At 66.4% G+C, this 20,193-nt stretch carries 17 protein-coding genes; 14 read left to right on the top strand and 3 right to left on the bottom strand.

Features of this window, described 5'->3' with window-relative positions; translation table 11 throughout:
• Positions 1 to 32 precede the first annotated feature (32 nt).
• Complete coding sequence (gene fur, locus IB269_RS23875) at positions 33 to 458, bottom strand: ferric iron uptake transcriptional regulator (RefSeq protein ID WP_013804774.1); 426 nt, start codon at positions 456 to 458, stop codon at positions 33 to 35.
• Positions 459 to 614: 156 nt separating this feature from the next.
• Between fur and IB269_RS23870 the strand changes: the two genes are divergently transcribed.
• The 4 genes from IB269_RS23870 (at position 615) to IB269_RS23855 (ending at position 3,427) form a co-directional block, all read left to right on the top strand.
• The gene (locus IB269_RS23870) at positions 615 to 1,163 is read left to right on the top strand and encodes an outer membrane protein assembly factor BamE (RefSeq protein WP_065345015.1); all 549 of its coding nucleotides are present in this window, start codon (positions 615 to 617) and stop codon (positions 1,161 to 1,163) included.
• Positions 1,164 to 1,287: 124 nt separating this feature from the next.
• Entirely contained in the window at positions 1,288 to 2,124 is an 837-nt protein-coding gene (gene dapB, locus IB269_RS23865) for a 4-hydroxy-tetrahydrodipicolinate reductase (protein WP_099735026.1), read from the top strand.
• A 64-nt stretch (positions 2,125 to 2,188) separates the two neighbouring features.
• Entirely contained in the window at positions 2,189 to 2,923 is a 735-nt protein-coding gene (locus IB269_RS23860; RefSeq protein WP_192368499.1) for a MotA/TolQ/ExbB proton channel family protein, read from the top strand.
• Between the two features lie 24 nt (positions 2,924 to 2,947).
• Complete coding sequence (locus tag IB269_RS23855; protein ID WP_012207802.1) at positions 2,948 to 3,427, top strand: ExbD/TolR family protein; 480 nt, start codon at positions 2,948 to 2,950, stop codon at positions 3,425 to 3,427.
• Between the two features lie 27 nt (positions 3,428 to 3,454).
• Here IB269_RS23855 and IB269_RS23850 read toward each other — a convergent pair whose 3' ends face one another.
• Complete coding sequence (locus IB269_RS23850; RefSeq protein WP_063328630.1) at positions 3,455 to 4,669, bottom strand: mechanosensitive ion channel family protein; 1,215 nt, start codon at positions 4,667 to 4,669, stop codon at positions 3,455 to 3,457.
• Between the two features lie 362 nt (positions 4,670 to 5,031).
• Between IB269_RS23850 and leuS the strand changes: the two genes are divergently transcribed.
• Genes leuS through holA form a run of 3 tightly spaced genes read left to right on the top strand, consistent with a single transcriptional unit; the run spans position 5,032 to position 9,377 of the window.
• Positions 5,032 to 7,767 (top strand): leucine--tRNA ligase, encoded by a 2,736-nt coding sequence (leuS, locus tag IB269_RS23845; protein ID WP_192368498.1) that lies wholly within the window; start codon positions 5,032 to 5,034, stop codon positions 7,765 to 7,767.
• A 45-nt stretch (positions 7,768 to 7,812) separates the two neighbouring features.
• Positions 7,813 to 8,319, top strand: coding sequence for an LPS assembly lipoprotein LptE (gene lptE, locus IB269_RS23840; RefSeq protein WP_012207799.1), 507 nt, complete (start codon positions 7,813 to 7,815; stop codon positions 8,317 to 8,319).
• A gap of 5 nt (positions 8,320 to 8,324) precedes the next feature.
• Entirely contained in the window at positions 8,325 to 9,377 is a 1,053-nt protein-coding gene (gene holA / locus IB269_RS23835; RefSeq protein ID WP_012207798.1) for a DNA polymerase III subunit delta, read from the top strand.
• A gap of 9 nt (positions 9,378 to 9,386) precedes the next feature.
• On the opposite strand, the gene IB269_RS23830 is transcribed toward holA, so the two are convergent.
• On the bottom strand, positions 9,387 to 9,689 hold the full coding sequence (locus tag IB269_RS23830) for a hypothetical protein (protein ID WP_192368497.1): 303 nt from the start codon (positions 9,687 to 9,689) through the stop codon (positions 9,387 to 9,389).
• Between the two features lie 189 nt (positions 9,690 to 9,878).
• Here IB269_RS23830 and IB269_RS23825 point away from each other — a divergent pair, with 189 nt between their 5' ends.
• The 7 genes from IB269_RS23825 (at position 9,879) to gshB (ending at position 19,789) form a co-directional block, all read left to right on the top strand.
• Positions 9,879 to 11,159, top strand: coding sequence for a glutamate-5-semialdehyde dehydrogenase (locus IB269_RS23825; RefSeq protein WP_012207797.1), 1,281 nt, complete (start codon positions 9,879 to 9,881; stop codon positions 11,157 to 11,159).
• 89 nt (positions 11,160 to 11,248) lie between these two features.
• The gene (gene trkA, locus IB269_RS23820; protein WP_012207796.1) at positions 11,249 to 12,706 is read left to right on the top strand and encodes a Trk system potassium transporter TrkA; all 1,458 of its coding nucleotides are present in this window, start codon (positions 11,249 to 11,251) and stop codon (positions 12,704 to 12,706) included.
• Between the two features lie 10 nt (positions 12,707 to 12,716).
• A complete protein-coding gene (locus IB269_RS23815) occupies positions 12,717 to 14,183 on the top strand; it encodes a TrkH family potassium uptake protein (RefSeq protein ID WP_013804766.1) in 1,467 nt (488 codons plus the stop codon).
• 81 nt (positions 14,184 to 14,264) lie between these two features.
• Positions 14,265 to 15,560, top strand: coding sequence for a glutamate--cysteine ligase (gshA, locus tag IB269_RS23810; protein ID WP_012207794.1), 1,296 nt, complete (start codon positions 14,265 to 14,267; stop codon positions 15,558 to 15,560).
• A gap of 97 nt (positions 15,561 to 15,657) precedes the next feature.
• Positions 15,658 to 17,526 carry a potassium transporter Kup gene (locus tag IB269_RS23805; protein WP_034397428.1) on the top strand — a complete coding sequence of 623 codons (1,869 nt, stop codon included), beginning with the start codon at positions 15,658 to 15,660 and terminating at the stop codon, positions 17,524 to 17,526.
• Positions 17,527 to 17,576: 50 nt separating this feature from the next.
• Positions 17,577 to 18,758, top strand: a complete 1,182-nt coding sequence (locus tag IB269_RS23800; protein WP_192368496.1) for a benzoate/H(+) symporter BenE family transporter — start codon at positions 17,577 to 17,579, stop codon at positions 18,756 to 18,758.
• Positions 18,759 to 18,838: 80 nt separating this feature from the next.
• The gene (gene gshB / locus IB269_RS23795; RefSeq protein WP_192368495.1) at positions 18,839 to 19,789 is read left to right on the top strand and encodes a glutathione synthase; all 951 of its coding nucleotides are present in this window, start codon (positions 18,839 to 18,841) and stop codon (positions 19,787 to 19,789) included.
• Positions 19,790 to 20,193 lie beyond the last annotated feature (404 nt).

Genomic DNA, 20,193 nt, shown 5'->3' with positions numbered 1-20,193 from the left:
TTCACACTCCGCTTTTTCTGAGGGATCCGGCCTTATTTGCTGGGCCGGCTCGCGCATTCCGCGCACTGTCCGTACAGGGCCATCGAATGGTCCTGGATCACCCAGCCCTTGGCCTTGGCGATCAGGTTCTGGCGCTTTTCGATATCGGGATCGTAGAACTCCTCGACCTTGCCGCAGCTGGTGCACACGAAGTGGTCGTGGTGCTGGCCTTCATTGAGTTCGTAGACGGCCTTGCCGCTCTCGAAATTGCTGCGGATGAGGATGCCGGCCTGCTCGAACTGCGTGAGCACGCGGTAGACCGTGGCCAGGCCGATGTCCGAGCGTTCGTCCAGCAGCACGCGGAACACGTCTTCGGCCGTCATGTGGCGTTGCGCACCCGTCTGGAAGATCTCCAGGATCTTCAGTCGGGGAAGCGTGGCCTTCAGGCCGGTACTCTTGAGTTCGTCGATGTTCTTCATGTCTGGGTCTTTGGCAGAGACTGCCCGCTGGACTGCCACCATGGCAGGCGCGGGGCGGCGAACAAAATGGCCCTGGTGCCAGGGGCGTCGCATGATCGCAAGCCCTAGGGACCAGCCGCTACAATGATCCACGATCATATCCCTATGCTGATACCAATGCATGTTCAAGCCCGTTGCCGCACGAGTGCGGCCCTGATGCTGTCGATCGGGGTGGCGCTGGCAGGCTGCAGCAGCCTCGATGGCGCCGCGCACCGAGTCGCCAATGTCGTCACTCCCTACAAGGTCGAGGTCGTCCAAGGCAACTTCGTCTCCCGTGAACAGGTCGAGGCCCTGCAGCCCGGCATGAGCCGCCAGCAGGTGCGCGACATTCTCGGCACGCCGCTGGTCACCAGCGTATTCCACGCCGACCGCTGGGAATATGTGTTCACCATCAAGCGCCCCGGCGTCGATTCGCAGGTGCGCAAGCTGACCGTCTTCTTCAACGGCGACCTGTTTGCCCGCTCCGAAGGCGACGAGATGCCCACCGAGGCCGAATTCGTCGCCAGCCTGGGCTCCAAGAAGAAGCTGGGCAAGATTCCTCAACTGGAAGCCAGCGAGGAGCAGCTGTCCAAGTTCCCGGCCGCCAAGCCTGTGGAAGAGCCCGTGGCCGCCGAGCCGCCGCCCGCAGCGGCCAGCTACCCGCCACTGGAATCCGGCGCCCGTTGATATCGCCGCCCGCGCGCCGCAAGGCATGCGGGCGTTTTTCCGTGGATGAAGGCCGCCGGGGCGCCTGTCTGGCGCCCCTGTTGCCTGCTGTCCATGCATTGAGCTTGTGCATCCCTTTCCCGACATGAACGCCACGACTGCCACTTCCTCCAGCAACAACCAGCGCCTGCGTGTGGCCGTGGCCGGCGCCTCCGGCCGCATGGGCCGCATGCTGATCGAGGCTATCGCGCAAAGCGATGACCTTGCGCTGGCCGCCGCGCTGGACCGCGCCGACAGCCCTTCGCTGGGCACCGACCCCTCGGCCTTCCTGGGCCAGCCCAGCGGCATCGCCATCGAAAGCGATGTGCGCGCCGCGCTGTCCAAGGCCGACTGCCTGATCGACTTCACGCGCCCCGAAGGCACGATGGACCACCTGGCCATCTGCGCCGAGCTGGGCGTCAAGCTGGTCATCGGCACCACGGGCTTCAGCGACGAGCAAAAGGCCCGCATCGCCGAGTACGCCCAGCGCACGGCCGTGGTGCTGTCGCCCAACATGAGCGTGGGCGTGAACGTCACCTTCAAGCTGCTGGAGATGGCGGCCAAGGCGCTGTCCAGCGGCTATGACATCGAAGTCGTCGAGGCCCACCACCGCCACAAGGTCGATGCCCCCTCGGGCACGGCCCTCAAGATGGGCGAGGTCATCGCCGAAGCTCAGGGCACGAAGCTGGCCGACCGCGCCGTCTACGAGCGCTTCGGCCACACCGGCGCGCGCGAGGACAACACCATCGGCTTTGCCACCGTGCGCGGCGGCGACATCATCGGCGACCACACGGTGCTGTTCGCGGGCACGGGCGAGCGCATCGAGATCTCGCACAAGTCCAGCAGCCGTGCCGGCTATGCGCAGGGCAGCCTGCGGGCGGCACGCTTCCTGGCAGGCAAGGCAACGGGCCAGTACGACATGAACGATGTCTTGGGTCTGTGATGGCACAGACCCTGGGCCGTAGCGCCGCGTACCTCTCTTTGGCCATACGGGCGAGATAAAGACCATGACCGGCCCACTCTGGCTCTGGTGGCAGCAAGGCGACGCCGTGGCGCGCGGCACGGCGCTGCTGCTGCTGGCGCTGTCGGTGGCCAGCTGGGTGGTCATTGTCTGGAAGATCTGGTTCATGGCCGCCAGCCGCCGCCGAGTTCCACAGGCCATTGCGGCCTTCTGGAGTGCGCCGGACCTGGCCACGGGCCAGGCCCGCATGGCCGAGGGCGATCGCCAGCAACTGGTGGCGCCCATGGCCGGGGCCGTGTCCCAGGCCCTCGCGCCCACGGGCAGCAGCGGCATGGCGCTCTCGGGGCGCGCAGCGCGCTCCGTGCGCCTCACGCGCGGCCTGCGCCAGGCGCTGCAGTCGGCCAGCCACCAGCTTCAATGGGGCCAGACCCTGCTGGCCACCGTGGGCGCCACGGCGCCCTTCGTCGGCCTGCTGGGCACCGTCTGGGGCATTCACCACGCGCTGGCCACGCTGGCCGGCAGCGGACAGATCGGCATCGAGCAACTGGCCGGCCCTGTGGGCGAGGCCTTGGTGATGACGGCAGCCGGCCTGGCCGTGGCCCTGCCGGCCGTGCTGGCCTATAACCTGCTGGGCCGCGCCGCCGCCCAGATGGAAGCCCTGCTCGAAGGCTTTGCCCATGACCTGCAGGCCATGTTCGGCCTGGAGCAGCCCGGGCAGGCGCAGCCGGATGACGGCATGCCCGTCGCCGGCCTGCCGGCCGGCCCCATGGAAGCGCCCTGACCGGGCGGCCAGGCAGGAGCGCACATGGCCTTCGGACGACTGAGCGGCAAGGAGAGCGCCCCCCAGCCCATGCACGCCATCAATGTCACCCCGCTGGTGGACGTGATGCTGGTGCTGGTGGTCATCTTCATTCTTGCGGCACCCATGCTGGCTGCCTCCCTGCGCGTGCAATTGCCCCAGGCCCAGGGCACCCAGCCCATGGCGGCAGCGGGCGAGGACGATGCGCTGCTGCTGGAGGTCGATGCGCAGGGCGCGCTCTGGGTGCAGGGCCAGCCCACCACGCCCGAGGCACTGCGCGAGCGTCTGGCCCGGCTTGGCGCCCGCAATCCCCAGGCCGAGCTGCAATTGCGTGCCGACCAGGCCGTGCCCTATGGCCGCGTGGCCGAGCTCATGGGCTGGGCCCACGCGGCGGGCCTGACGCGCATGGGCTTCGTGGCAGAGCCTGCGCGAAGCCAGGAGGGCCGGTCCGCCGCCGTCCTGGGCCCTTCCGGCGCCGGGCGCTGAAGCGCCGCCGGGCCTGCGTCCGCGAACCTATTGCTGTCCTTCGGGCCAGCGCTCGCTGCCCGCCAGCCGCAGATGCTGGCCATGGTCCGAGGAACGCTGGTACAGGCTGAGCCCGAACAGCGGCAGCATGCCGATCAGGTGGTCGAAGATCGCGCCCTGTATGGCCTCGTACTCCACCCAGACCGTGGTGCTGGTGTAGCAAAACAGCTCCAGCGGCACGCCCATGGGCGAAGGCTCCATGGTGCGCACCAGCAAAAACATGTTCGGCGTCTTGTGGATGTGCGGATGGCGCAGCAGGTAGGCGTATGCATAGGCCTTGAAAACGGCCAGATTGCTGAGTTGCTGCGCGGCCATCTCGCTGCCTGCAGGCGCGTCGGCCATGCGCAGGTCGCCGCTGCGGGTCCAATGGTCCTTCAGGGGCTCCAGCAGCGCCAGTTTCTGCCGCTGCTCGGGCGTCAGCAGGCGGATGGTGTGGGCGTCTATGTGCAGCGAGCGGCGGATGCGGCGCCCGCCCGACTCGAACATGCCGCGCCAGTTCTTGTAGCTGTCGCTCATCAGCCGCCAGGTGGGAATGGTGGTGATGGTCTTGTCCCAGTTCTGCACCTTCACCGTGTGCAGCGCGATGTCGATCACGAAGCCATCGGCGCCGACCTGGGGCATCTCTATCCAGTCGCCCACGCGCAGCATGTCGTTGGAGCCCAGCTGCACGCCGGCCACGAAGGACATGATGGTGTCCTTGAAGATCAGCATCAGCACGGCCGAGGCCGCGCCCAGGCCCGACAGCAGCAACAGCGGCGAGCGGTCCACCAGGGTGGCGACGATGAGCACGATGGCGATCAGGAACACCAGCAGCTTGCCCAACTGCACATAGCTCTTGATCGAGTGGGCCTGCGTGGCCTTGCGCTCTTCCTTGAGCTCGTGCGCCTCGTTCATGGCGTTGAGCAGGGCGCTGATCACGCGGGCCACGTGGTAGATGGTGCAGGCGATGGCCAGGTTCAGGATCAGCGTGGCCCACTGCGGCTGCAGCTGCGGTATGGCCTGCACGCCCGACTGCATGACCAGCGAAGGCACGGCCTTGGCCAGCCGCTGCAGCACGCTGTCGTGCAGCAGCACCTGCGCCCATTCCATCTCCACCAGCGTGCTGCGCATGCGCGGCAGCACGCGCAGCAGCAGCCATTGCACGACAAACCCCGCCGAGCGGGCCAGCAGCACCAGCGCGCACAGCGCGGCCAGGGCCTGCATGACGGGATCCCAGCCGGAAATCAAAGACCAGTTCAGCAAGAAAAACTCCAGGGCGTTGCAGTGCCGGCCTGCCTGCGGCCGGCACCATGAGGCCGCGCGCAGTGGCGGCATGCCCGGGAGATGCGCATCGGTTCCTGCGCAAGCCCGGGCTGGCGATGGAGGAACGCCTGCGGCATGGCGCCGCAGAGTTGGCAAGCATACGCAGTGCGGCTTTTCCCCGTGCCATAGGCGGGCAAGCGGCCGCCGATGACGCAGTACCGCCTGCGGGCTTGTGGGCGGCTTCGGGCACGGCCGGGCCGGGGGCCTAAAATCGCCGGTTGATTCCGGCAATCCACCTTGTCAGGCCCCTGGGCCGCAGCACCATGCAAGAGAAATACAACCACATCGACGTTGAGCGCGCAGCGCAAGACCACTGGTCCGCCCGCGACGCTTACCGCGTGACCGAAGACCAGGCCAAGCCCAAGTTCTACGCCTGCTCCATGCTGCCCTACCCCAGCGGCAAGCTGCACATGGGCCATGTGCGCAACTACACCATCAACGACATGCTGACGCGCCAGCTGCGCATGAAGGGCTACAACGTCCTCATGCCCATGGGCTGGGACGCCTTCGGCCTGCCGGCCGAGAACGCTGCGCTCAAGAACAAGGTGCCGCCTGCGCAGTGGACCTACGACAACATCGCCTACATGAAAAAGCAGATGCAGGCGATGGGGCTGGCAATCGACTGGAGCCGCGAGATCGCCACCTGCGACCCCGACTACTACAAGTGGAACCAGTGGCTGTTCCTGAAGATGCTGGAAAAGGGCATTGCCTACCGCAAGACCCAGGTCGTGAACTGGGACCCGGTGGACCAGACCGTGCTGGCCAACGAGCAGGTCATCGACGGCCGCGGCTGGCGCACGGGCGCGCCGGTCGAAAAGCGCGAAATCCCCGGCTACTACCTGAAGATCACCGACTACGCCCAGGAGCTGCTGGACCATGTCCAGGTGGGCGGCGACAAGGCCACGCTGACCGGCTGGCCTGAAAAAGTCCGCCTGATGCAGGAAAACTGGATCGGCAAGAGCTCCGGCGTGCGCTTTGCGTTCACCCACGACATCCGTGGCGCCGACGGCCAGCCCATCCAGGACGGCCGCCTGTACGTGTTCACCACGCGTGCCGACACCATCATGGGCGTGACGTTCTGCGCAGTGGCGCCCGAGCATCCGCTGGCCCTGCACGCCGCCGCCACGAGCCCCAAGCTGGCCGCCTTCATCGAAGAGTGCAAGAAGGGCGGCACCACCGAGGCCGAACTCGCGGTCAAGGAAAAGGAAGGCCTGCCCACGGGCCTGTTCGTCACGCATCCGCTGACGGGCGCCCAGGTCGAGGTCTGGGTCGGCAACTACGTGCTCATGAGCTACGGCGACGGCGCCGTCATGGGCGTGCCCGCGCATGACGAGCGTGACTTCGCCTTCGCGAAGAAGTACGGCATCGCCATCCGCCAGGTCATCGCGGTCGAAGGCGAGACCTTCAGCACCGAGGCATGGGCCGACTCGTACGGCGACAAGCAGCGCGCTGTCTGCATCGATTCCGGCGAACTCGACGGCCTGCCCCATGTGGCGGCCGTGGACAAGGTGGCCGAACTGCTGGCCGCCAAGGGCCTTGGCGAGAAGAAAACCACCTGGCGCCTGCGCGACTGGGGCGTGAGCCGCCAGCGCTACTGGGGCACGCCGATTCCCATCATCCACTGCGAGGACTGCGGCGCCCAGCCCGTGCCCGCCAAGGACCTGCCCGTGGTCCTGCCCCAGGACCTGGTGCCCGATGGCTCGGGCAACCCCCTGATCAAGAGCGAAGCCTTCCACTCCGGCGTGGTCTGCCCCTGCTGCGGCAAGAGCGCGCGCCGCGAGACCGACACCATGGACACCTTCGTGGACTCGTCCTGGTACTTCATGCGCTATTGCGACGCCAGGAACAGCGAGCAGATGGTGGCGGAAGGTGCCGAGTACTGGATGCGGGACCAGAATGCCGCCACCGGCGGCAGCGGCATGGACCAGTACATCGGCGGCATCGAGCACGCCATCCTGCACCTGCTGTACGCGCGCTTCTGGACCAAGGTCATGCGTGACCTGGGCCTGGTCAAGGTCGATGAGCCCTTCACCAAGCTGCTGACCCAGGGCATGGTGCTCAACCACATCTACAGCCGCCGCACGGCCAAGGGTGCCAAGGAGTACTTCTGGCCCAAGGATGTCGAGCATGTGTTCGACGAGACCGGCAAGATCGTGGGCGCCAAGCTCAAGGCCGAGGTGGACAGCGCCGATGGCCTGCTGCCCGTGGGCACGGACATCGACTACGAGGGCGTGGGCACCATGTCCAAGTCCAAGAACAACGGCATCGATCCGCAGGAGCTGATCGAGAAGTACGGCGCCGACACCGCGCGCCTGTACACCATGTTCACCGCGCCGCCCGAGCTGACGCTGGAGTGGAACGATGCCGCCGTCGAAGGCAGCTACCGCTTCCTGCGCCGCGTCTACAACTTCGGCGCCAAGCTGTCGCAGATGGACATGGCCGGTGCCGTGCAAAGCGTGGCCGGCGCCAAGTCGCTGGACGACGTGGAGTTCGGCAAGGCCGCCAAGTCCCTGCGCCTGGAGATCCATACCGTGCTCAAGCAGGTGGAATACGACTACCAGCGCATGCAGTACAACACCGTGGTCTCGGGCGCCATGAAGATGATCAACGCGCTGGAGGACTTCAAGTCCTTCGACGACGCGGGCGCCCAGGTGGCGCTGATCGAAGGCTTCGGCATCCTGCTGCGCGTGCTCTACCCGGCCACGCCCCACCTGGCCCATGCGCTGTGGAGCGAGCTGGGCTATGCCGCCCACCTGGGCGACGTGCTGGATGCGCCCTGGCCCCAGGTCGATCCCCAGGCTCTGGTGCAGGACGAGATCTCTCTGGTGCTGCAGGTCAACGGCAAGCTGCGCGGGGCCATCCTGGTGTCCTCGACGGCCGACAAGGCCGAGATCGAGCGCATTGCCCTGGCCAACGAGGAATGCCAGAAGTTCACCAACGGTGCCGTGCCCAAGAAGGTGATCGTGGTGCCTGGCCGCCTGGTCAACGTCGTGGTCTGACCCCCCTGGGCGCCGGGCTTGCCCGGCGCCCACAAGGAACCAAGCATGCAAAAACGTACCCTGCTCACCGCCCTGGCCCTGGCTCCGCTGCTGGGGGCCTGCGGCTTTCGCCTGCGGGGGGTGCCGACCTTCGTGTTCCGCTCGCTGTACATCCAGGCGGGCCGGGGCTCTCCGGTAGCGCGGGAGCTGTCGCGCAATCTGGCCAGTGCCAGCGACAAGCTGACCGTGCTGCGCGATCCGGCATCGCCCGACGATGCCGAAGCGATCTTCCAGATCGTCAGCGAGCGGCAGGAGCGGGTCATCGTCGGCATGAACGCGCTGGGCCAGGTGCGCGAGTTGCAGCTGCGCCTGCGCGTGCGCTTCAAGCTGCGCACGCCCAATGGCGACGAGCCGATTCCCGAGACCGAAATCCTGCAGCAGCGCGATGTGACGTACAACGAAACCAACGCGCTGTCCAAGGAAGCCGAGGAGGCCATGCTCTACAAGGACATGCGCACCGACATCGTGCAGCAGTTGCTGCGCCGTCTGGCCGCCGTCAAGAGCCTGACCTGAGCCCCATGCAGCTTGCCCTGAACCAGCTCGGCGGCCATCTGGCCAAGGGCCTGCGCCCGCTCTATGTGCTGCACGGCGACGAGCCGCTGCAGCAGCAGGAGGCGGCCGATGCCATCCGTGCCGCCGCGCGCGCCGCGGGCTACACCGAGCGCAGCAGCTATACCGTGGCCGGCGCGCATTTCGACTGGAGCGCCGTGCTGGCGGCCGGTGGCTCGCTGTCGCTGTTTGCCGACCGGCAGATCGTCGAGATCCGCATTCCCTCGGGCAAGCCCGGCAAGGACGGCGGCGCCGCGCTGCAGCAGATCGCCGAGTCCGCGCGGGGCAACGACAGCACGCTCACCCTGGTCCTGCTGCCGCGCCTGGACAAGGCCACCAAGACGGGGGCCTGGTTCAGCGCGCTGGAGGCCCAGGGCATGACGCTGCAGATCGATCCCATTGAGCGCGCCCAGTTGCCGGCCTGGATTGCCCAGCGGCTGGCGGCCCAGGGCCAGCGCGTGGCACCCGGCGAGGAAGGGCAGCGCACGCTGCAGTTCTTTGCCGACCGTGTCGAAGGCAACCTGCTGGCCGCGCACCAGGAAATCCAGAAGCTGGCGCTGTTGCATCCCGAGGGTGAACTGAGCCAGGCCCAGGTCGAGCAGGCCGTGCTCAATGTGGCGCGCTACGACGTTTTCAAGCTGTCGGAGGCCGTGCTGGGCGGGCAGCTGGCGCGCGTCTCGCGCATGCTCGATGGCCTGCAGGCCGAAGGCACGGCCGAGGTGCTGGTGCACTGGACCCTGGCCGAGGACATCCGCGCCATCTGCCGCGTGAGGGACGCCATGGCCGCAGGCCAGCCCCTGCCGATGGCGCTGCGCGCCCAGCGCATCTGGGGCGTCAAGGAACGCTTGTTCGAGCGCCTGCTGCCGCGCATCACCGACGCCCAGGCCGCGCGCCTGCTGCAATCGGCCCACGCGGTGGACGGCATCGTCAAGGGCCTGGCCTTCGAAGGCTGGCCGCGCGACGGCTGGCAGGCCCTGCGCCGCCTGGCCGTGGACCTGGCACAGGCCGGTGCCAAGGGCTGACGTACCGTTCTAGCGCGTCTTTTCCAGCTGCGCCTGGGCCTTGGTGGCCCAGGTCTCAAGGTTGTCCAGCAGGTCCTTCTGGCTGAAGGAGCAGCTTTCCTCGCTGAACAGCGCGCTGGACTCCAGTCGGTCCAGCAGATTGAGCAGCACTTCGCCGTAGCGCGGCGGCAGGGCCTGCAGCAACTCCGACGAGGCCCTGGCCTGCTGTCCGAGCACGGCGGCCGACAGCTGCTGCTGTGCCAGTTGGGCGAAGCCGGTGTGCAGCTGGGCGAGCTGCTGGGCGGCGAGAAGAGTGTCGTGGCTGGTGGACATGGCGGGAAAACCTCTGCGTACTGGGCAGCAGTGTAGGGTGGCCGCGACATCCTGCCGGCCGCCGCGACGCGGGGTTTGCCCTCTGGCGGCCGTGCGCAGACGCTTCCTGGCCGCGTCGCAGCCGCATGTCGGCGCGGGGCATGCCCGGTCCCGGTGCGCAAATGGGCGCAACTCGGCGAGAATCTCGGAATGAACGCGCTCAATATCGTCGAATACACCCACAACCTGGGCGTTCAGGCCAAAGTGGCCTCCGCCCAGATGGCCCGAGCCTCGGCTGCCGTCAAAAGCCGCGCCCTGCTGGCGCTGGCGCGCCTGTTGCGGGAGAACGTGGAGCCGTTGCAGACCGACAACGCCCGTGACCTCGACCGCGCCGTGGCCAACGGCCTGTCCGCACCCATGGTGGACCGCCTGCGCCTGACGCCCAAGGTGCTTGAAACCTGTGCCCAGGGCTGCGAACAGCTGGCATCCATGGCCGACGTGATCGGCGAGATCATCGGCATGAAGCAAATGCCCAGCGGCATCCGCGTGGGCCAGATGCGCGTGCCGATCGGCGTGTTCGGCATGATCTACGAGAGCCGCCCCAACGTGACCATCGAGGCGGCCAGCCTCAGCATCAAGAGCGGCAACGCCTGCATCCTGCGCGGCGGTTCGGAAGCCATCGACTCCAACAAGGCACTGGCCGCCCTCGTGGCCAGGGCGCTGGCCGAGGCCGGCCTGCCCGAGCACGGCGTGCAGCTGGTGCAGACCACGGACCGCGAGGCCGTGGGCCAGCTCATCGCCATGCCCGACTACGTGGACGTCATCATCCCGCGCGGCGGCAAGGGCCTGATCGAGCGCATCAGCCGCGAAGCCAAGGTGCCCGTCATCAAGCACCTGGACGGCAATTGCCATACCTATGTCGATGATCCCTGCGACATCGCCATGGCCGTCAAGGTGGCCGACAACGCCAAGACCAACAAGTACAGCCCCTGCAACGCCAGCGAGAGCCTGCTGGTGGCGCGCGGCGTGGCCGCCGAGTTCCTGCCGCAGATCGGCGCCATCTACGCCGCCAAGGGGGTCGAGATGCGCGGTTGCCCCGAATCGCTGGCCATCCTGAAGTCCGTGGCCGGTGCCCAGCTGGCCGAGGCCACCGAGCAGGACTGGAGCGAGGAATACCTGGCGCCCATCATCAGCGTCAAGATCGTCGCGGGTGTGGACGAAGCCATCGCCCACATCAACCGCTACTCCAGCCACCACACGGATGCCATCCTCACGCGCGACCACATGCATGCCCAGCGCTTTCTGCGCGAGGTGGACTCGGCCAGCGTCATGGTCAATGCCAGCACGCGCTTTGCCGATGGCTTCGAGTACGGCCTGGGCGCGGAAATCGGCATCAGCACCGACAAGTTCCATGCGCGCGGTCCTGTGGGCATCGAAGGCCTCACCTCGCTCAAATACGTGGTGCTGGGTGAAGGCGAAGTCCGCACCTGACCGGACCGTGCTGCGCGCCGGCAGGCACCCGGCCGGGACGCCCCGCGCCGGGATGCCCCGCGCCGGCACCGCAGCACCGTAATGAACCCATGAAAATCATCATTCTTGGCGCCGGCCGTGTGGGCTACAGCGTGGCCGAAAGCCTGGTGTCCGAACGCAACGACATCACGGTGATCGACACCGATGCGCGTCGCCTGCGCGAGCTGGAGTCGCGCTTCGACCTGCGCGGCGTCGTGGGCAACGGTATCGATCCCCAGGTGCTGGCCGAGGCCGGAGCCAAGGACACGGACCTGCTGATCGCCTGCGCCGCGCTCGACGAAACCAACCTGGTGTGCTGCAAGCTGGCCCAGGTGCTGTTCGAGATTCCCACCCGCATCGCGCGCGTGCGCTCCTCGGGCTTTGGCGATGACGAGACGCTGCTGGGCAAGGAAGGCTTCGGCGTGGACCGCATCATCTGCCCCGAGGAATCGCTGACCAACTACATCAGCAAGCTCATCGAGTTCCCCGAAGCCATGCAGGTGCGCGCCTTCGCGGGCGGACGCGCCGCGCTGGCCTCGGTGCGTGCGCGCGACGGCGCCCCCGCCGTCGGCAAGCACATCGGCGAGCTGCGCGACTGCATGCCCGAGCTGGCCATGCGCATCGTGGCCATCTACCGGCGTTTCCTGGAGGAGCCCGACCGCTTCGTGCGCTGCGACGGCAACACCCGCATCGAGCCCGGCGACGAGGTCTTCATCCTGGCCGCGCGCGAGCATGTGGCCGAGGTGCTGCGCGCCATCCACCAGCCCGCGGGCCGGCCTTCGCGCCCCGTCTACCGCATCATGATCGCCGGTGGCGACCAGGTCAGCCTGCGCCTGGCGCTGCAGCTGTCGCGCGTGCCGGGCCGCTTTCACATCAAGATCATCGAGCCCGACGAGCAGCGCTGCCAGGACCTGGCCTCGCTGCTGCCGGCCGAGGTGCTGGTGCTGCACGGCGATGCCACCGACGAGGACCTGCTGGCCGATGAAAGCGTGGAGGACGTGGACCTGTTCCTGGCCCTCACCGACGACGACGAGAACAACATCATGGCCAGCCTGCTGGGCAAGCGCATGGGCGCGCGGCGCGTGCTCTCGCTGATCACGCGGCGCGCCTATGCCGACCTGATGCACGGCACGCAGATCGACATTGCGCTGTCGCCGGCCCAGGCCATGCTCGGCGAGCTGCTGGCCTATGTGCGCCGCGGCGACGTGCAGGCCGTGCACAGCCTGCGCCGGGGCGTGGCCGAGGCGCTGGAGATCGTGGCGCGCGGCGACCGCAAGAGCTCGCGCGTGGTCGGCCGCAAGGTCGAGGACCTGCGCGTGCCCGAGGATGCGCACATCGGCCTCATCGTGCGCGGCATTCCCGAAGGCGTGCCGGCCGACGAGATCGCGGCCGGTGCCGAGCCCGAGGTCATCATCCCGCGCGGCAACACCGTGATCGAGAGCGGCGACCACGTGGTCTTCTTCCTGCCCCACAAGCGGCTGGTGCGGGACGTGGAAAACCTGTTCCGCGTCAGCGCCACCTTCTTCTGAGCCCACACCCATGCGCGACCTGTTCCCCGTCCTGCGCGTGCTTGGCATGCTCATGGTCATGTTCGCGCTGTCCATGCTGCTGCCCTTTGCCGTGTCCTGGTTTGCCGACGACGGCATCTGGCGCATCTACCCCTGGGCCATCGGCATCACGGCGGCGGCGGGGCTGTCGCTGTGGGTAGGCCTGGACCATTTCCGGCGCGAGCTGCAGCCGCGCCACGGCGTCATCCTCGTCACCCTGGTCTGGGTGGTGCTGCCGCTGTGCGCCATGCTGCCCCTGGTGCTGGGCCTGGGCCATGTGGGCCTGAGCATCAGCTTCACCCATGCCTATTTCGAGGCCGTCTCGGGCCTGACGACGACGGGCGCCACCGTGCTCACGGGGCTGGATGCATTGCCTGTGTCCATCAACGTCTGGCGCACCTTCCTGCAATGGCTGGGCGGCATGGGCATCCTGATCCTGGCCGTGGCCATCCTGCCGCTGCTGGGCGTGGGCGGTGCCCAGCTGTTCCGCGCCGAGGCCGCCGGCCCCATCAAGGACACCAAGCTGACGCCGCGCATGACCGAGACCGCCAAGGGCCTGTGGGGCGTCTACGGTGTGTTCTCGCTGGCCTGTGCACTGGCCTTCTGGGCCGCGGGCATGGAGCCGCTGGATGCGCTGATGCACATGTTCGCCACGGTGAGCCTGGGCGGCCTGTCCTCGCATGACGCCAGCTTCGCCTACTTCGACTCGCCGCTGATCGAGCTGATCGCCCTGGTCTTCATGCTGCTGGCCAGCTGCAACTTCGCGCTGTACTTCGTGGCCATGCGCAAGGGCCGCTGGGACGGCTTCTGGCGCGACCCCGAAATGCGCGCCACGCTGGCCGTGCTGCTGGGCGGCGGGCTCATCGTCGCGCTGCTGCTGTGGGCCAAGGGCGTGTACGGGCCTGTCGAGGCGCTGCGCTATGGCATCTTCCACGTGGTCTCGGTGGCCACGACCACGGGCTTCACCACTGTCGACTACCTGAGCTGGCCCGTCTTCGCGCCCGTGCTCATGCTGCTGCTGTCGGGCGTGGCCACCAGCGCGGGCTCCACGGGTGGCGGCATCAAGATGGTGCGCATGCTCATCCTGCTCAAGCAGGCGCGGCGCGAGCTCACGCGACTCGTGCACCCGCGCGCCATGCAGCCCGTGCGGCTGGGCAACGGCGTGGTGGACGACCGCATGATCTTCTCGGTGCTGGCCTTCATGCTGGTCTATGGCGCCACCGTGATCACGCTCAGCATGGTGCTGCTGCTCACCGACCTGGACCCGGTGACCGCCTTTTCCGCCGTGCTGGCCAGCGTGCACTGCATGGGGCCGGGCCTGGGCGCGCTGGGGCCGAGCTCCAACTATGCTGTGCTCACCGACTTCCAGACCTGGATCTGCACCCTGGCCATGCTGCTGGGGCGCCTGGAAATTCTCAGTTTCATGGCGCTGCTTTCCCCGGCTTTCTGGCGCCGATGATGCCGAAGAGACTAGGGAAAACACTTAGACCATGGTCCAATCTCTACAATTGCCCCCCACCGCCGTACCCAGAGGGTCTTTATGGTTCCACATCTCATCACGGCCCTGACAGGCCCGATCAACGAGCTTGAGCAGCGCATCCTCGACTCCATGCCGGCGATCGAGCGCTGGTTCCGGCTCGAATGGATGGAACACACGCCGCCTTTCTATTGCTCGGTGGACATCCGCAACGCCGGCTTCAAGCTCGCGCCCGTGGATACCAACCTGTTTCCTGGCGGCTGGAACAACCTGACCGACGAAATGCTGCCGCTGGCCGTGCAGGCGGCCATGGCGGCGATCGAGAAGATCTGCCCCGAAGCGCGCAACCTGCTCATCATTCCCGAGAACCACACGCGCAACACCCATTACCTGGCCAACGTGGTGCAGCTCAAGCGCATCTTCAACATGGCCGGTCTGAATGTGCGCATCGGCTCCATCAGCCCCGATGTCAAGAAGACCACCACCGTCACCCTGCCGCATGGCGACACGGTGACGCTGGAGCCGGTGATCCGCAGCAAGCGCCGCATCGGCCTCAAGGATTTCGATCCCTGCACCATCTTGCTCAACAACGACCTGTCCTCCGGCGTGCCGGGCATCGTCGAGGAGCTGTACGAGCAATACCTGCTGCCGCCCCTGCATGCAGGCTGGAGCGTGCGCCGCAAGAGCCGCCATTTCCAGAGCTACGAGGAAGTGGCCAAGCGCTTCGGCAAGCTGCTGGGCATCGATCCCTGGCTGATCAACCCGCTGTTCGGGCGCAGCGAAGGCATCGACTTCGCCAATGGCGTGGGCATGGAAGGCCTGGCCGAGCAGGTCGATGTGCTGCTGGCCAAGGTGCGCCGCAAGTACAAGGAATACGGCATCAAGGAAAAGCCGTTTGCCATCGTCAAGGCCGACAACGGCACCTATGGCATGGGCGTGATGACCGTGCGCGACGCCAAGGAACTGGCCGAGCTGCCGCGCAAGAGCCGCAACAAGATGGGCATGATCAAGGACGGCCAGACCGTGCACGACGTGATCATCCAGGAAGGCGTGCTCACCCAGGAGCGCATGAACAACGCCGTGGCCGAGCCCGTGGTCTACATGATGGACCGCTATGTGGTCGGCGGCTTCTACCGCATGCATCCCGAGCGCGATGTGGACGAAAACCTCAACGCGCCCGGTGCCGGCTTCGTGCCGCTGGCCTTCCAGCACAGCACCCAGCTGCCCCAGATCGGCGCCCGCCCGGGTGCCAGCATGCCCAATCGCTTCTACATGTACGGCGTGGTGGCCCGGGTCGCCATGCTGGCGGCCAGCTATGAGCTGGAGGCGACCAACCCCAACGCGGAAATCTACGACTGATCGGGGTGCTGTCCGATGCGCTCGTCATCAGGACAGCGGACAATGCCGGCATTTCAATTGACTGAAGCCATCTCCCCACGGGATGGCGCATAGACCTGTGCAGAAAACCAAATCTTCGTTGGCCGCGCTCACCCTGGGCGCCATCGGCGTGGTCTATGGCGATATCGGCACCAGCGTGCTGTATTCGGTCAAGGAGGTGTTCGGCTCCGGCCATGTGCCGTTCACCCAGGAGAACATCTACGGCGTCCTGTCGCTGCTGTTCTGGACGCTGACGGTCATCGTCTCGCTCAAATACGTGGTCCTGGTGCTGCGCGCCGACAACAACGGCGAAGGCGGCCTGGTCGCCATGCTGGCCCTGGCCTCGCAGACCGTCAAGGACAAGCCGCGCCTGCGCAGCGTGCTGCTGCTCATCGGCATCTTCGGCACCTCGCTGTTCTATGGCGACGGCGTGATCACGCCGGCCATTTCCGTGCTTTCGGCCGTCGAGGGCCTGGAGGTGGTCTCCCCGCACTTCACCAAGGCGGTGATCCCGCTGACCCTGGTCATCCTGTTCCTGCTGTTCTGGTTCCAGAAGCACGGCACGGCAGGGATAGGGCGCTTTTTCGGCCCCATCACCCTGGTCTGGTTCGCCACCATCGCCGCCCTGGGCATACACCAGATCGCCGGCCATCCGGAAATCCTGGCGGCCATCAGCCCGCACTTCGCGGTGCGCTTCATCTGGGACAACCCCGGCACCAGCTTCATCATCCTGGGCGCCGTCGTGCTGTGCGTGACCGGGGCGGAGGCGCTCTACGCCGACCTGGGCCACTTCGGCAAGAAGCCCATTCGCCTGGCCTGGTTCTCCGTGGCCATGCCTGCCCTCACGCTCAATTACTTCGGCCAGGGTGCGCTGCTGCTGGCCAACCCGGCCGCCGTGAAGAATCCCTTCTACATGATGGCCCCGGCCTGGGCCCTGCTGCCCCTGGTGCTGATGGCCACCATGGCCACGGTCATCGCTTCGCAGGCCCTGATCACGGGCGCCTTCAGCGTCACGCGCCAGGTCATACAGCTGGGCTATCTGCCGCGCCTGGAAGTGCGCCACACCAGCGTGCGCGAGGCCGGCCAGATCTACATGCCCCTGGTCAACTGGAGCCTGTTCGTGGCCATCGCGCTGGCCGTGGTGCTGTTCCGCTCCAGCGGCAACCTGGCGGCCGCCTACGGCATTGCGGTGACGCTGGACATGCTGATCACCACCACGCTGACCTTCTTCGTGATCCGCTACCGCTGGAACTACCCGCTGGCCCTGTGCATTGCCGCCACCGGCTTCTTCTTCCTGGTGGACCTGGCCTTCTTCTCGTCCAACCTGCTCAAGCTGTTCGATGGCGGCTGGTTCCCGCTGCTGATCGGCGGCACGGTGTTCTCGCTGATGATGACCTGGCGCAAGGGCCGCGAGCTGCTGCACCAAAAGCTGCAGGCCGATGCCATCGACCTCAAGAGCTTCCTCGAATCGGTCTGGCGCCATCCCCCGGCGCGGGTGCCGGGCACGGCCGTCTTCCTGTCCGGCGAGCCTGGCACCGTGCCCAACGCCCTGCTGCACAACCTCAAGCACAACAAGGTGCTGCACAGCCAGAACATCTTCGTTACGGTGCGCAACCACGAAATTCCCTGGGTGGGCCTGGACAAGCGTACCGAGATCGAGGCCCTGGGCAGCGACTGCTGGCAGGTCATCATCAACTACGGCTTCAAGAACGAACCCGACGTGCCGGCGGCGCTGTCTCTGCTGCGCCCCCGGGGCTGCCAGCTCGACGCCATGGAGACCAGCTACTTCCTGTCGCGCGATGTCATCATCCCGCGCATCAGCCACCGCATGGCGCCCTGGCGCGAAAAGCTGTTCGCCCAGATGCACCGCAACGCCAGCCGTGTCTCCGACTTCCTGCACCTGCCCAGCAACTCCGTGGTGGAGCTGGGCTCCAAGATCGAGCTGTAGGCGTCGCCCGCGCATCGCACGATCCGCGACTGTGGTGACAGAATCGCGCGATGCGCTTTCTCCGTGACTTGAGTCCCTCCGCCTTTGCGGCCGGCTTCGTGGCCGTGCTCGTGGGCTTCACCAGCTCGGTGGCCCTGGTCTTCCAGGCCGCCCAGGCCTTCCATGCCACACCCGAGCAGATCACCTCCTGGGTCTGGGCGCTGGGGCTGGGCATGGGCCTGTGCTCCCTGCTGCCCTCGCTGATACTGCGCATGCCCGTCATGGTCGCCTGGTCCACGCCAGGCGCTGCCGTGCTGGCCACGGCGGGGCTTGCCGGAGGCTTTTCCATGGGCGAGGCCGTCGGCGCCTTCATCATCAGCGCGGGGCTGATCATCCTGGTGGGTGTCACAGGCTGGTTCGAGCGCGTCATGAATCGCATCCCCATGGAAATCGCTGCCGCCCTCCTGGCGGGCGTACTGGCCAACTTCGGCATGCAGGCCTTTGCCGCCGCCAGGCACGCGCTGCCCCTGGTGCTGGTCATGCTGCTGACCTATCTGCTGTCGCGCCGCTTGGCACCGCGCTATGCGGTCATCGCCACGCTGGCGGTCTCCATCGCCTGGGTGGCGCTCACCGACCAGATGCAATGGTCTGCCGTGCATGCAGGCCTTGCCTGGCCGGTCTTCACCATGCCCGAGTTCTCCGTGCCCGCCCTGGTGAGCCTGGCCTTGCCCCTGTTCGTCGTCACCATGGCCTCGCAGAACCTGCCCGGCGTGGCCGTCATCCGCGCCACGGGCTACAACCTGCCCATCTCCCGCATCATCAGCATGACCGGCATCGCCACCCTGGTGCTGGCCCCCTTTGGCGGATATGCGCTCAACCTCAGCGCCATCACCGCCGCCATCTGCATGGGACCGGAGGCCCATGAGGACAAATCACGCCGCTATACGGCGGCGGCCGTCTGCGGCCTCTTCTATATAGTCATCGGCATCTTCGGCGCCGTGGTCACAGGGCTGCTCACCGCCTTCCCCAGGGAACTGGTGGTCTGCATTGCGGGACTGGCCCTGCTGGGTTCCATCGGCAGCGGCCTGGCCACGGCCCTGCAGGGAGAGGAGCACCGGGAGGCGGCGCTGATCACCTTCCTGGTCACGCTCAGCGGCGTGGTGATAGCCGGAGTCGGCTCGGCGTTTTGGGGCGTGGTCGCAGGCAGCCTGGCGCTATTTGTGCAACATTACCGACGTGCACGGGCCAGCTGACATGCGGCCCAGGTCCGGGCACCCCCTTTTGCTTCCTATATATAGGCGAGGCACGGGCCGCCGCCTTCCGCACACAAGCCATGCAAATCCTCTTCGTTGCCGATCCGCTCGAATCGTTCCAGACCTACAAGGACACCACCTTCGCCATGATGAGGGAGGCACAGCGGCGCGGCCACTCCATCGTGGCCTGTGAACCCAGGCAGCTTTCCTGGCAGCGTGGAGGCAAGGTCGTCGCTGATGTGCGGCACATCCAGCTCACGGGGGATGCGCAGCAGTGGTTCGAGACAACCCAGGAGGGGCTGGCTGAACTGGCAGGCTTTGACGCCATCCTCATGCGCAAGGACCCGCCGTTCGATTCCGAATACTTCTATTCCACGCACCTGCTCGAACAGGCCGAGCGTGAAGGCGCCAAGGTCTTCAACAAGCCCAGGGCGCTGCGGGACCATCCGGAAAAGCTGGCCATCCTCGAATTCCCGCAATTCATCGGCCCCACCCTGGTCACCCGCAGTGCACAGGACATCCGTGCCTTCCATGAAGAGCACCAGGACATCATCCTCAAGCCGCTGGACGGCATGGGCGGCATGGGCATCTTCCGGGTCGGCGCCGATGGCCGCAACCTGGGCAGCATCATCGAAACCCTGAACCAGGGCGGTGCCAGCAGCGTCATGGTGCAGAAGTTCCTGCCTGAGATCACCCAGGGCGACAAGCGTGTGCTCGTCATCGGAGGCAAGCCGGTCCCCTACTGCCTGGCACGCATTCCCCAGGGCAACGAAGTGCGTGGCAACCTGGCAGCGGGCGGCAAGGGCGTGGCCCAGCCACTGAGCGAGCACGACAAGGCCATGGCCGAAGAGATCGGTCCCATCCTCATGGAGCGTGGACTGCTGCTGGCAGGCGTCGATGTCATCGGGCAATGCATCACCGAGATCAATGTGACCAGCCCCACCTGCTTCCAGGAGATCTACGACCAGACCGGCTGTGACGTGGCCAGCCTCTTCGTCGATGCCCTGGAACAGGCTCTGGCGACGGCCTGAAAAAATCCTGGCGGATGACGCCAGTCATCCGCCAGGATTGGTGCTAGAATTGCGCCCCTGCACTCGATGACATGCAAATGTCTGAAAAGTGAAGCTTCCAGGGTTTTGCAAGAACGTCAAAAACGTGCTACAATGCAAGGCTCTGCTGAAGAGAAGCGATGCAGATCGCTGGTGTTGAAAAGATCGAAGAAATTTGATTGCAACGACGCTAAAAACTGTGCTAGAATTCAAGGCTCCGCTGATCGCAGCGAGTCGGAAGTAAAGAAGAAATTCTCTACTTCGATCCTTAAAAATATACAGCCGATAAGCGTGGGCGTTTGAGGCGAACAGCCAAGTTCTTTGGAACTCGGCTCTTTGAAGCCAAAAACGCTCATGAGAATAGAAGTGAAGTTCACTTCAATTCC

The sequence above is a fragment of the Delftia sp. DLF01 genome (assembly GCF_014852125.1).
GTDB lineage: Bacteria > Pseudomonadota > Gammaproteobacteria > Burkholderiales > Burkholderiaceae_C > Comamonas > Comamonas acidovorans.
The sequence above is the reverse complement of the archived record's forward strand: the minus strand, read 5'-3'. Positions and strand labels throughout refer to the sequence as shown.

Excerpts from the sequence above, each read along its gene's own strand:
- fur (WP_013804774.1), bottom strand. The coding sequence starts at position 458 with ATGAAGAACATCGACGAACTCAAGAGTACCGGCCTGAAGGCCACGCTT.
- IB269_RS23870 (WP_065345015.1), top strand. The coding sequence starts at position 615 with ATGCATGTTCAAGCCCGTTGCCGCACGAGTGCGGCCCTGATGCTGTCG.
- dapB (WP_099735026.1), top strand. The coding sequence starts at position 1,288 with ATGAACGCCACGACTGCCACTTCCTCCAGCAACAACCAGCGCCTGCGT.
- IB269_RS23860 (WP_192368499.1), top strand. The coding sequence starts at position 2,189 with ATGACCGGCCCACTCTGGCTCTGGTGGCAGCAAGGCGACGCCGTGGCG.
- IB269_RS23855 (WP_012207802.1), top strand. The coding sequence starts at position 2,948 with ATGGCCTTCGGACGACTGAGCGGCAAGGAGAGCGCCCCCCAGCCCATG.
- IB269_RS23850 (WP_063328630.1), bottom strand. The coding sequence starts at position 4,669 with ATGCAGGCCCTGGCCGCGCTGTGCGCGCTGGTGCTGCTGGCCCGCTCG.
- leuS (WP_192368498.1), top strand. The coding sequence starts at position 5,032 with ATGCAAGAGAAATACAACCACATCGACGTTGAGCGCGCAGCGCAAGAC.
- lptE (WP_012207799.1), top strand. The coding sequence starts at position 7,813 with ATGCAAAAACGTACCCTGCTCACCGCCCTGGCCCTGGCTCCGCTGCTG.
- holA (WP_012207798.1), top strand. The coding sequence starts at position 8,325 with ATGCAGCTTGCCCTGAACCAGCTCGGCGGCCATCTGGCCAAGGGCCTG.
- IB269_RS23830 (WP_192368497.1), bottom strand. The coding sequence starts at position 9,689 with ATGTCCACCAGCCACGACACTCTTCTCGCCGCCCAGCAGCTCGCCCAG.
- IB269_RS23825 (WP_012207797.1), top strand. The coding sequence starts at position 9,879 with ATGAACGCGCTCAATATCGTCGAATACACCCACAACCTGGGCGTTCAG.
- trkA (WP_012207796.1), top strand. The coding sequence starts at position 11,249 with ATGAAAATCATCATTCTTGGCGCCGGCCGTGTGGGCTACAGCGTGGCC.
- IB269_RS23815 (WP_013804766.1), top strand. The coding sequence starts at position 12,717 with ATGCGCGACCTGTTCCCCGTCCTGCGCGTGCTTGGCATGCTCATGGTC.
- gshA (WP_012207794.1), top strand. The coding sequence starts at position 14,265 with ATGGTTCCACATCTCATCACGGCCCTGACAGGCCCGATCAACGAGCTT.
- IB269_RS23800 (WP_192368496.1), top strand. The coding sequence starts at position 17,577 with ATGCGCTTTCTCCGTGACTTGAGTCCCTCCGCCTTTGCGGCCGGCTTC.
- gshB (WP_192368495.1), top strand. The coding sequence starts at position 18,839 with ATGCAAATCCTCTTCGTTGCCGATCCGCTCGAATCGTTCCAGACCTAC.